Annotated in this window: 12 protein-coding genes; 5 read left to right on the forward strand and 7 right to left on the reverse strand. The window is 55.4% G+C overall.

Annotation, left to right across the window (positions count from 1 at the left end):
• Positions 1-281: 281 nt before the first annotated feature.
• Positions 282-830, reverse strand: a complete 549-nt coding sequence (syd, locus tag HFD94_RS20340; RefSeq protein ID WP_010672142.1) for a SecY-interacting protein — start codon at positions 828-830, stop codon at positions 282-284.
• Between the two features lie 62 nt (positions 831-892).
• Here syd and queF point away from each other — a divergent pair, with 62 nt between their 5' ends.
• The 3 genes from queF to xni all read left to right on the forward strand — a co-directional run bounded on the left by queF (position 893) and on the right by xni (position 4,062).
• Positions 893-1,738 (forward strand): NADPH-dependent 7-cyano-7-deazaguanine reductase QueF, encoded by an 846-nt coding sequence (gene queF / locus HFD94_RS20345; protein WP_022623809.1) that lies wholly within the window; start codon positions 893-895, stop codon positions 1,736-1,738.
• A 169-nt stretch (positions 1,739-1,907) separates the two neighbouring features.
• On the forward strand, positions 1,908-3,272 hold the full coding sequence (gene ppnN, locus HFD94_RS20350; RefSeq protein ID WP_010672144.1) for a nucleotide 5'-monophosphate nucleosidase PpnN: 1,365 nt from the start codon (positions 1,908-1,910) through the stop codon (positions 3,270-3,272).
• Between the two features lie 34 nt (positions 3,273-3,306).
• Positions 3,307-4,062, forward strand: coding sequence for a flap endonuclease Xni (gene xni / locus HFD94_RS20355; protein ID WP_089414942.1), 756 nt, complete (start codon positions 3,307-3,309; stop codon positions 4,060-4,062).
• Positions 4,063-4,086: 24 nt separating this feature from the next.
• On the opposite strand, the gene rlmM is transcribed toward xni, so the two are convergent.
• The 4 genes from rlmM to HFD94_RS20375 all read right to left on the reverse strand — a co-directional run bounded on the left by rlmM (position 4,087) and on the right by HFD94_RS20375 (position 7,102).
• On the reverse strand, positions 4,087-5,187 hold the full coding sequence (rlmM, locus tag HFD94_RS20360) for a 23S rRNA (cytidine(2498)-2'-O)-methyltransferase RlmM (RefSeq protein WP_010248609.1): 1,101 nt from the start codon (positions 5,185-5,187) through the stop codon (positions 4,087-4,089).
• Entirely contained in the window at positions 5,180-5,575 is a 396-nt protein-coding gene (locus HFD94_RS20365; protein ID WP_122889659.1) for a DUF423 domain-containing protein, read from the reverse strand. Before HFD94_RS20365 ends, rlmM begins: the two co-directional genes overlap by 8 nt.
• Positions 5,576-5,625: 50 nt before the next feature.
• Entirely contained in the window at positions 5,626-6,543 is a 918-nt protein-coding gene (locus HFD94_RS20370; RefSeq protein WP_003854641.1) for a transcriptional regulator GcvA, read from the reverse strand.
• Positions 6,544-6,877: 334 nt separating this feature from the next.
• Positions 6,878-7,102: a YgdI/YgdR family lipoprotein gene (locus tag HFD94_RS20375; RefSeq protein ID WP_010248613.1), complete on the reverse strand. Its 225-nt coding sequence runs from the start codon at positions 7,100-7,102 to the stop codon at positions 6,878-6,880.
• Positions 7,103-7,311: 209 nt separating this feature from the next.
• On the opposite strand from HFD94_RS20375, the gene csdA reads away from it, so the two are divergent.
• Both csdA and csdE read left to right on the forward strand, forming a co-directional pair.
• Entirely contained in the window at positions 7,312-8,520 is a 1,209-nt protein-coding gene (gene csdA / locus HFD94_RS20380) for a cysteine desulfurase CsdA (protein ID WP_122889658.1), read from the forward strand.
• A 2-nt stretch (positions 8,521-8,522) separates the two neighbouring features.
• On the forward strand, positions 8,523-8,978 hold the full coding sequence (gene csdE, locus HFD94_RS20385; protein ID WP_010672147.1) for a cysteine desulfurase sulfur acceptor subunit CsdE: 456 nt from the start codon (positions 8,523-8,525) through the stop codon (positions 8,976-8,978).
• Here the strand turns inward: csdE and tcdA are convergent.
• Positions 8,957-9,769 (reverse strand): tRNA cyclic N6-threonylcarbamoyladenosine(37) synthase TcdA, encoded by an 813-nt coding sequence (gene tcdA / locus HFD94_RS20390; protein ID WP_033786744.1) that lies wholly within the window; start codon positions 9,767-9,769, stop codon positions 8,957-8,959. The two genes, csdE and tcdA, sit on opposite strands and share 22 nt — an antisense overlap.
• 48 nt (positions 9,770-9,817) lie before the next feature.
• On the reverse strand, positions 9,818-10,966 hold the full coding sequence (gene mltA / locus HFD94_RS20395; RefSeq protein ID WP_122889657.1) for a murein transglycosylase A: 1,149 nt from the start codon (positions 10,964-10,966) through the stop codon (positions 9,818-9,820).
• Positions 10,967-11,241: the final 275 nt, after the last annotated feature.

An 11,241-nucleotide genomic window follows, 5' to 3' on the forward strand; every position in this document is an offset into this window, starting at 1 on the left:
GCTCCGTTACGTTCCTGCCTCATGGCTTATCATCATCCTGACGATATCTTTTTCCTGAGCTTCCTGCAGTGCGAAACATTTTGACAGAACTCGTTACGCGCACAAGGTACTCACAGCAGAACTTTACGAAATGTGCGGCGTAAATTCAGATAAACGCCATTAAGTTGATGATTCACAATATTTTTACATCTCAGCCTTCCGGAAGGCTCACCTGTTATATAGCGATCTCTCACAGCACATGTAAGAGATGTCTCACAAGGTCAGAGGCAAATCACTGCAACTCAGATGATAACCGGTTGTAATGACTTAAGAAATATCTCAAGCGTTTCCGCTAATTTCACACGCTGTTTACCGCCAGGCTGCTCCAGAATCACTTCGCCGCTGAGATTAGAAAGCGAGATGATCTCCTGTTCTGACTCGGTGGTGGCGATAAACAGCGTAGGCGACTGTTTAAGGCGGCGCTGCATCACCAGATGCCCGATCAGATTCTCCTGTAAACGCAGGAAATCATCCTCACTCCAGACCTGTAAGAGTGTCAGCTGATTCTCACCAAAACTGGCCTGCATATCGCCGGCAAACTGCGTGGTATAGAAAGCCGTGATCTGCGGCTGGAGCTGGATGTCGATCGCCCGCTCAACCGCATCCAGCGTCTGTGGCAGAGTAAAAGGCTGCGGCTGCCAGACGACCCGCTGATCGCGATCCTCCAGGGCACAGGGCGAAGGTACGCCAAAGAGATCGCTGCTGGCCGGCGCATGCCCGGCCTGCTGAAGCCAGTGCTGGCAGTACCGGGTGGTAAAGTCGCGCAACGCGGCGGCAGTTTGCTGCATCATTCATATTCTCACTTCTGATGGGTTACACTTAGCCACTTTGATTAATTTTGGTGGTAACCGCAATGACTACTCACGAACAGGATCAGGCACTCAGCAACCTGACGCTGGGCAAACCCACAGCCTATCACGATCATTATGACAACAGCTTATTGCAGGCGGTGCCGCGCAGCCTGAATCGTGAACCCCTTGGCCTGTTTCCCGACAGCCTGCCCTTTACCGGCAGTGATATCTGGACCCTGTATGAACTCTCGTGGCTCAACAGCAAAGGTCTGCCACAGGTCGCCGTTGGCGAAGTGGTGCTCGATGCGCAGAGCCGCAACCTTATCGAGTCAAAAAGCTTCAAGCTCTACCTTAACAGTTTCAACCAGACCCGCTTTGCCGACTGGGGCGAGGTTCGTCAGACGCTGGAGCGGGACCTGAGTGCCTGTGCTGAAGGTGAAGCGCGGGTCGCGCTGTTCCGTCTCAATGAAGTGGAAGGTCAGCCCATCGGCCATTTTGAGGGGGTTTGTATTGATGAGCAGGATATCGCCATAGAGGATTACCGCTTCAATGCTGACTATCTGGCCGATGCTGCGGGCAGCGAAATCGTTGAAGAGACGCTGGTCAGCCACCTGCTCAAGTCAAACTGTCTGATTACCAATCAGCCCGACTGGGGCTCCGTGATGATTCGTTATAAAGGCCCGCGTATCGACCGTGAAGCGCTGCTGCGCTATCTGGTCTCATTCCGCCAGCACAACGAATTTCACGAGCAGTGTGTCGAACGCATTTTTAATGATGTGATGCGTTTCTGCCATCCGGAAGCGCTGACGGTGTATGCACGCTACACCCGTCGTGGCGGACTGGATATCAATCCATGGCGCACTAATGTGCCCTTCTCGCCCGGTTTTTCGCGACTGGTTCGTCAGTAGTTTGCGAGACTTCTCGCAGGCTGCGTGCCGTAAGCGCAGTTCCGCTTGAGCTGTACGGGCCGACAAGGCTACTCTGGTGATGGCGGCTACCTGCGGGTGGCCGACCAGGGATTTTCGTCACTGCCGTTGCAGTGCCAACACGCACCCAGGCGGGTGTAAAGGAGTTCATTTGATTACCCATATCAGCCCTCTTGGCTCGATGGATCTGCTTTCACAGCTGGAAGTCGATATGCTCAAGCGCACAGCCAGCAGCGACCTCTACCAGCTGTTTCGCAACTGCTCTCTTGCCGTGCTTAACTCCGGCAGCCAGACTGACAGCAGCCAGGAGCTGCTCTCCCGCTTTGAAAATTTCGACATCAATGTGTTGCGCCGTGAGCGCGGCGTCAAACTGGAGCTGATCAATCCACCGGAGGAGGCGTTTGTGGATGGCCGCATCATCCGTTCACTGCAGGCTAACCTGTTTGCGGTGCTGCGTGACATCCTGTTTGTCAGCGGTCAGCTCAACATGCCGGGTCGGTTCACTGCGGCTGAAGAAAATGACTCCGCCACTATCACCAACACCGTGTTTTCCATTCTGCGTAACGCGCGGGCGCTGCATATCGGCGAGTATCCCAACACCGTGGTCTGCTGGGGCGGTCACTCGATCAACGCCGTTGAGTACCAGTATTGCCGCAATGTCGGAACTCAGCTTGGACTGCGTGAACTGAACATCTGTACCGGCTGCGGGCCGGGCGTGATGGAAGCGCCAATGAAAGGGGCCGCCGTAGGCCATGCTCAGCAGCGCTATCGTGACAGCCGCTTTATCGGCCTGACCGAACCCTCCATCATTGCGGCAGAACCGCCGAATCCGCTGGTGAATGAGTTGATCATCATGCCGGACATCGAAAAACGTCTGGAAGCTTTTGTGCGCATCGCCCATGGCATTATCATTTTCCCGGGCGGCGTAGGGACCGCAGAAGAGTTGCTCTATCTGCTGGGCATCCTGATGAATCCGCAGAACAGCGATCAGGTATTACCGCTGATCCTGACCGGGCCGGAAGAGAGCGCCGACTATTTCCGCGTGCTGGATGATTTCATCGTTAACACCCTGGGCGAACAGGCGCGTAAGCATTATCAGATCATCATCAACGATGCAGCCGAAGTGGCGCGTCTGATGAAGAAAGCGATGCCGCAGGTAAAAGAGAATCGTCGCGAAACCGGCGATGCTTACAGCTTTAACTGGTCGATTCGCATTGAACCCGATCTGCAGGTGCCTTTCCTGCCAACCCATGAAAACATGGCGAATCTCAATCTCTACACCAATCAACCACCCGAAAAGCTGGCTGCTGACCTGCGCCGCGCCTTCTCAGGTATCGTAGCCGGTAACGTCAAAGAAATGGGCATCCGCGAAATCCGTGAGAAGGGACGCTACAAACTCCATGGCGACCCCGACATCATGCACCGCATGGATGAGCTGCTTCAGGGATTCGTTGCACAGCAACGCATGAAACTGCCAGGCACCGCCTACATTCCCTGCTACGAAATTATCAAATAAACCAGGAGGCAGCCCCCGGGCTGCCCATACTCTCATGGCTCTTCATCTTGTTATTGTTGACGCGTTGAATCTGATTCGCCGTCTGCATGCGGTACAGGGCTCACCCTGTGTCGAAGGCTGCGTGGCCGCGCTGCGCCAGATACTGGGTCACGCCCATCCGACTCATGTGGTGGCGGTGTTTGATGGCGAAGCACGTCATCAGGGCTGGCGTCATCAGCTGCTACCCGATTACAAAAGTGGTCGCCCGCCGATGCCAGACGATTTACAGGCAGAGATGCCGGCGTTACAGGAGGCCTTTCGCGCCGCAGGCGTAAGCTGCTGGATAGCGGGCGAGGATGAAGCGGACGATTTAGCGGCGACGCTGGCGGTGAAAATGGCTCAGGCCGGACATCAGGCCACCATTGTTTCAACCGACAAAGGCTACTGTCAGCTGCTGGCACCCGAGATCCGCATCCGCGACTACTTCCAGAAACGCTGGCTTGATCTGCCTTTTATCGAGGCTGAATTTGGTGTGGCGCCACAGCGGTTACCCGACTACTGGGGGTTGTGCGGCATCAGCAGCAGTAAAATTCCGGGCATCACCGGCATCGGTCCGAAAAGCGCGAAACAGCTGCTGACAGAGTTTCACACGCTTGAGGGAATCTATCAGCAACTGGATCAGGTGCCAGCCAGATGGCGGGAGAAGCTCGCTGAGGGTCGGCAGATGGCAGAGACCAGCCGTCAGGTCGCAACCCTGAAGCGGGATCTGGTGCTGCAGGGCAATCTGAATACGCTGCGTTATACCGGCTGAGTGCCCTTGCACTCAGCCCTGCGATTAACGTTCGTCGCGACGACCACCGGCAGCCGCCCAGATTCGGCGCACATGTACGGTCACCTCTTCGCGGTCATGGTAAAGCTGACGAGCGCGAATCTGCACGTTAATACCATTATCATCGAATCGTTCCTGCATCATGGCCAGATTCTGCGTCACCTCTTCATAGCGCTTTTTCATGGGCAACTTAAGGTTGAAGATCGCTTCACGGCACCAGCCGTTAACCAGCCAGTCGGTCATCAGGTTAGCCACGCGCACCGGCTTCTCCACCATGTCACACACCAGCCAGCTGATGTTGGTGCGTGGCGGACGGAATTTAAAGCCATCCGCTTTCTCGTGCATCACCTGGCCCGTATCCATCAGGCTCGGTGCCATCGGTCCGTTGTCCACCGCATATACCATCATGCTGCGCTGCACCAGCTGATAAGTCCAGCCGCCCGGACAGGCACCGAGATCCACGGCGTACATGCCGCTGGCTAAACGCTCATCCCACTCATCCGCAGGGATAAAGACGTGAAAAGCCTCCTCCAGCTTAAGGGTGGAACGGCTTGGCGCATCGGAGGGGAACTTAAGGCGTGGAATACCCATGTAAAACGGCGAGCTGTTTTCCCGGATGGAGTAGCCGACGTAACAGGTGCCCGGCGCGATGAAAAACACATGCACGACCGGGCGTTTCGGGCTCTCATAATTCAACAGGATTTTGCTTTCCCGCAGTGCCGAGCGCAGCGGCACGGTGAACTTGCGGCAGAACTTAGTCAGCTCTTTGGCTTCGTTGGTGTCTGGCACTTCAACACGCAGTTCGCCGCCCTTTTCCACTACGCCGGTCAGCATGCCGACAATCGGGGTAATGCGATCTTCCTGCGGCAGGTCACGCAGCATTTCGCCGACGACCAGCATCTGACGGGCAAAAATCAGCTCGTCAAATGGCAACTCACGTGCCAGCCGCTCGGCATCTTCAAACTGATAGCACTCAAACAGCACGTAGCCAGAGTCATCTTTAACCCGTGGAAAGCCGTAGATTTCACGTTCAGCCGCTTTGGCGCTGATTTCCGCCGCACACTCTTTTTCAAAACCGGGGCGACAATAGAGTAAAACTTTATTCATGGCGTTCTGCCTTTCGTTTAAGACGCAGCGCGCCAATCAACATCAATACCCAACCGGCGAGGAAACAGACCCCGCCCACGGGTGTGATAAAAACCCAAAACTTCAGATGTGACAGCGCCAGACAATAGAGGCTGCCACTAAACAGCACGGTGCCGAGCGCCATCAGCGCACTGCTCCAGTAAAACCAGATATTGGCGCGGCGTAACATCGCAGCACCCAGCCCCATCACCGCTAAGGTGTGATAAGCCTGATATTCCAGCCCGGTATGAATCCAGGCCATTTCAGCCGCACCAAGCGACTGACTCAAAACGTGGGCACCAAATGCGCCAAAAGCCACCAGCAGAAATCCGCTGATAGCCGAAAAAACAAACATGGTACGACTGGACATTAACCGATCCTCAGAGTCCTTTTGCATCTGAATGCAAATAAATCAATACGTTATTGTTGATAGCGAAAGCGGAATTTTTCTTGTTCGGTTGCAGCTTTTTCCAGGATCCACTGTCGGAAGGCGGCTATTTTACCCAGTTCTGCCTGACTGTCATGACAAACCAGATAAAAAGCGTTTTTACTGACTAATACATCATTAAACGGGCAGATTAATCGCCCGGCTTCTATTTCGCTCTGCGCCATGACGTTATTCGCCAGCGCCACGCCCTGACCATGAATCGCCGCCTGCAACACCATGGCGCTGTGGCTGAAGATTGGCCCCTGCTGTACATTGATATGCTGCAGGCCCAGTTGCCGGATATAAGATTGCCAGTCCCGGCGGGAAGCATCATGCAGCAGAGTAAAACGCGACAGATCCATCGGTGTTTTTAGCGGATTATCCCCGGTCATCAGCGACGGTGAACAGACCGGCAGCAGATATTCGGCATAAAGTTTTTCAACCCGCAGGCCGGGCCAGTTACCCCGGCCGTAAAAAATCGCCACGTCGACATCGTCGGCCAGTTTCTCTTCGTCGCGGTCAACCGCCTGGATACGCACGTCGATTCCCGGATAAGCCATATTAAAGCTGGAGAGGCGGGGAACCAGCCACTGAATGGCAAAGCTCGGCAGTAAACTAACGGTCAGCGCACCCTTGGCACTGCGCGCCTGCAGTTTGCGGGTCGCTTCGTTGATTGCCGAGAAAATCTCTTTGATGTCGAGATAGTAGCTTTGTCCTTCTTCGGTCAGTAATAGCGAACGATTCCTCCGGCGAAATAGCTTTAACCCCAGAAAATCTTCCAGAGATTTAATCTGATGGCTTACAGCAGCCTGGGTGACAAACAGCTCTTCTGCGGCTTTGGTAAAGCTTAAATGGCGTGCAGCTGCATCAAAAACACGCAGTGCGTTGAGAGGAGGAAGGCGTTTCGACATGGTTTTCCGTATCCGGATCGGCAAAAAATACGCTGGCTTATACAAAGCGTTTACGTATTAGAATTTTTAATCCGAGGCATTATAATTTGTCCGTTGAGGAACCTCCAGCAAATACCTATAGTTGCCGCACTTCCTGAGCCGGAACGAAAAGTTTTTAGATTTGTGAGTGAGTTCGCAGATTTTCTGAAAGCTTTTGGCTTGTGGTCGTGATGTTGTGTTTGCAATTTTTGATCCGACGATTGCGGATCGAACTCTTAATTCCTGTAGATTTACCCTGTCTGTCCATAGTGATTTTTAAATAGCACCGCAAATTGCGGTGCTTTTTTTTTGCTGCTTAGTTGCCAGACTCTACCATCTCTTTGACATCAGAGCGGTTGATTTGCTGCTCGTTGCCATTCGCATCTTTATAGCTGATCATGCCGGTATCGTTATCGACTTTAGGCTTGCCGGCAGCCACAATGGTGCGACCATCATTGGTATGCATCACGTAATTGCTTGAACAGGCACTCAGGGTAAAAGCCAGGGTACACACGGCCAGTACTGCGGTTAATTTTTTCATCTGCTATCTCCTTGTAGATTGATTGCATCAAACCACCCGCGTTACGCTAACCAGAGGCAGCCGATAAGTGAGATCGACTAGTAAACGTCCGATCGTTATGCGGGTTTGGTTCAAACCTTGCAATATTCAGCATAACGCGCTTTTCCAGCTTTGCCAGACGCAGACCATTCTTTCAGTGTGGTCCTAATTTTTCTTATCATGGACCAGGCATGACCGCATTCAATCCCACCGCATTTCGCCAGCAGTTTCCCGCACTCGCCGATGCAGGCGTTTATCTCGACAGCGCAGCGACCACGCTGAAGCCGCAGGCCGTCATTGACAGCACGCAGCAGTTTTACAGCCTCAGCGCGGGTACAGTCCATCGCAGCCAGTTTGCCGCCGCCCAGGCCTTAACCCATCGCTATGAGCAGGCGCGCAACCAGGTTGCCCGCTGGCTTAATGCCGCTGACGATCGTGAGATTGTCTGGACGCGCGGCACCACCGAAGCGATAAACCTGGTGGCGAACAGCTGGCTGCGCCCGCGCTTACAGCCTGGTGATGAGATTGTGGTCAGCGAGGCAGAACACCACGCCAACCTGGTGCCCTGGCTGATGGCTGCGCAGGCGTGCGGTGCCCGCGTCGTAAAATGGCCGTTAGGCGCGGATCGCCTGCCGGATATCAGCCAGCTGCCCGCCCTGCTCAACAGCCGTACCCGCCTGCTGGCGGTCGGACAGATGTCGAACGTCACCGGCGGATGTCCCGCACTCGCTCAGGCGATCCCGCTCGCTCACGCCGTGGGCGCGAAAGTGATGGTCGATGGCGCACAGGGCGTGGTGCATTGTTCGCCTGACGTACAGGCGCTGGATATCGACTTTTACGCCTTTTCCGGACATAAGATTTACGGCCCGATGGGCATTGGCGCGTTATATGGCAAAGCGGAACTGCTGGAGGCGATGGAGCCCTGGCAGGGCGGCGGTAAGATGATAACGGATGTCGATTTCAGCGGATTCACGCCGCAGCCGGTGCCGTGGCGTTTTGAGGCTGGCACCCCGAATGTGGCGGGCGTGGTGGGCCTGAGTGCAGCACTGAGCTGGCTGGCGCAGTACGATCTGCCCGAAGCGGAGCGCTGGAGTCAGCATCTTGCGACGCTGGCGGAAGAGCAGCTGGCGGAATTACCCGGTTTCCGCAGCTTCCGCTGTTCAAATGCCAGCCTGCTGGCATTTGAATTCGCTGGCCTGCATCACAGCGATCTGGTGACGCTGCTGGCTGAGCAGGGAATCGCCCTGCGCGCTGGCCAGCACTGCGCGCAGCCGTTGCTGGCGGCGCTGGGCGTCAGCGGCACGCTGCGGGCCTCTTTTGCACCCTATAATAATCTGCAGGATGTTGATGCGCTGGTGCGCGCTATGAAGAGCGCCATCTCGCTGTTATCGGAGTTTTGATTATGCATTCATCGCCGTTAGCGCCACACCCGTTTGGCGAACAGATTACCGTTGCCAGCCTGAAAGAGAGCTTTGGCCGCTTTCATCAGTGGGAAGATCGTTATCGTCAGCTGATCCAGCTGAGCCGCCAGTTGCCTGCCTTACCCGGGGAACTGAAAACAGCAGAAATTGAACTGAGCGGTTGTGAAAATCGGGTCTGGCTGGGCAGCCAGTTACGCGAAGATGGCACGCTGCATTTCTATGGTGACAGTGAAGGACGTATTGTGCGCGGCCTGCTGGCCGTGCTGCTGACCGCCGCTGAGGGCCAGACGCCGCAACAGCTGCTGGCGATGGATCCCTTAAAACTGTTTGATGAACTGGGCCTGCGCGCCCAGCTCAGTGCCTCCCGCAGCAGCGGCCTGCAGGCGCTGGCCGCCGCAGTGGAGCACGCCGCGCGTCAGGCGCTGACGGCGTCCTGACGGGCAGCACGCGCCAGAAACTTCTTCAGCGCATGCGAGACGGCAACAAAGCCGAAGGTGGCGGTTACCATGGTGGCCGCGCCAAAGCCGGAGGTGCAATCCATTCTCTTCGGCCCCTCCGCTGTGCTGCGTGAAGCACAGACGCTGCCATCAGCCTGCGGATAGACCAGCGCTTCGGTAGAAAAGACGCAGTCGATGCCAAGTTTGCCCTTGCTGTTTTTCACCACGCCCAGGCTTTTCAGTCGTTCGCGCAGCTTTGCCGCCAGCGGATCCTGGATGGTTTTCGCCAGATCGGCGACCTGGATCTGAGTGGGATCGATCTGCCCACCCGCGCCACCGGTGGTGATCAGCGGGATCTTATTCCGGCGGCACCAGGCGATCAGCGCCGCTTTCGGTCGCACGCTGTCGATAGCATCGATCACATAGTCGAAACCGGCTGCCATCAGTTCGGCGGTGTTCTCTGGCGTAATAAAGTCATCAATGCAGATCACTTCACAGTCAGGATTAATCGCACGCAGCCGTTCTGCCATCACGTCCGTTTTGGCTTTGCCGACGTTGCCCTGCAGCGCATGAAGCTGTCGGTTGGTGTTGGTGATACAGACATCATCCATATCAATCAGGGTGATTTTACCAATTCCGGTGCGCACCAGCGCTTCCGCCGCCCAGGATCCGACACCGCCAATACCGATGACGCAGAAGTGTGCGTCAGCAAAACGTTGCAGCGCATCCTGGCCATAGAGACGCGCCGTGCCGCCAAAGCGCTGATGCCAGGCGTCATTTAACACTTTCATAGTTGAACCTGTTACGTCGTGCGGGCCCGAAGGCCCGCAGAGAAGAAGTTAGTTAGCGCCGAGAAGCAGTGAACCATTATTACCGTTTTGCGGGCTGGAGAACAGCGGCTGTCCGGCACCCGGCGCGGCTTTAATTACCCAGACGCGTCCGTAGTGATTATAGAAGCCCGCCAGATGCGCGGCGTCCGGGCCAATACCCTGATAGATATCAAAGTGCTGGCCTTTAATCGCGCCACCCACGTCGAGTGCCACCATCAGGCGCATCTCATATTTGCCGTTGAATTTGCCCTTCTCATTTAACTGCGGCACTTCAGCCAGCAGTACGGTGCCCGCCGGAATAATTGAGCGGTCAGACGCAACGGAGGCTTTCGCCACCAGTGGAACTGCACTGGCACCGCGCACCGGCGTAAATGGCTCAGCCTTAAAGAAGACGAATGATGGGTTGGTTTCCAGCAGCGCACGGACCTCCTGTGGTGATTGCTCCTGCGCCCACTGACGAATCGCCTGCATCGACATATCTTCGCGCTTCACTTCACCGCGATCGATCAGCTCTTTGCCAATGCTGTGATAACCCCAGCCATTTTTACCGGCGTAACCAAAGAAGGTCATCGGGCGGCCATCGCCAAAGTCGACATAACCACTGCCCTGCACATCCATCATGAAGTTATCAATCAGGGAATTGCTGTAGGCGATGATGTAGCGGTCATCGAGTCCGCCACTATAGATAGAGGCGCGGCTCGGTAATTTTTCTCCGCGTTTGCGCGGAGGCATACGGTAGATGGGATACTGGAATTCACCCTGACGGGTGTAGCGCGCTTCCACTACCGGCGTGTAGTAACCGGTGAACTGCACGTTACCGTAGTTATCCGTACCCTCCATCTGCCAGGCGTTAAGCCCATACTGACGAAGCTGTCGGGTATCGGCACCCGCCATCAGCCAGCTCTCAATCGCGCTATAGGTGCCGTTCTGACGGCTATACAGGGCGGATGAGGCGGACTGAATCTGACGGACCTGCTCGCCAAAGTCTCTGCCATTAACCGGTGCGCCTTTGGCATTGGGCTGATTCACCAGCGCCAGCGGTTGTTCCAGTTTGCCATCTTTATATTGCTGACCGCGATCGGTCGGTTTGGAGCTACAGGCCGCCAGCAGCGTAATTAACGCGCCAGTGAGTGCATACTTCACCCAATGTGATTTCATTATCTTCTCTTTTTATAACTGTTCGCCCCGCGACGATAGCAAAGCCCCCGACAGAATGAAATGCATCCGCTCAGACGTCACGCATATCAGTTTAATAATTAACCAGATGGTTGAATCCTTCAGCAACTGGCTGTTAATTTGGCTTTTATCTGCAAAAAGGGGTTGCATGAATTAGCGCGGAGAGTATAGTGCGCTTCCACGGACGCGGGGTGGAGCAGCCTGGTAGCTCGTCGGGCTCATAACCCGAAGGTCGTCGGTTCAAATCCGGCCCCCGC

The organism is Pantoea sp. EKM20T (genome assembly GCF_011800485.1).
Taxonomy (GTDB): Bacteria; Pseudomonadota; Gammaproteobacteria; order Enterobacterales; family Enterobacteriaceae; genus Pantoea; species Pantoea agglomerans.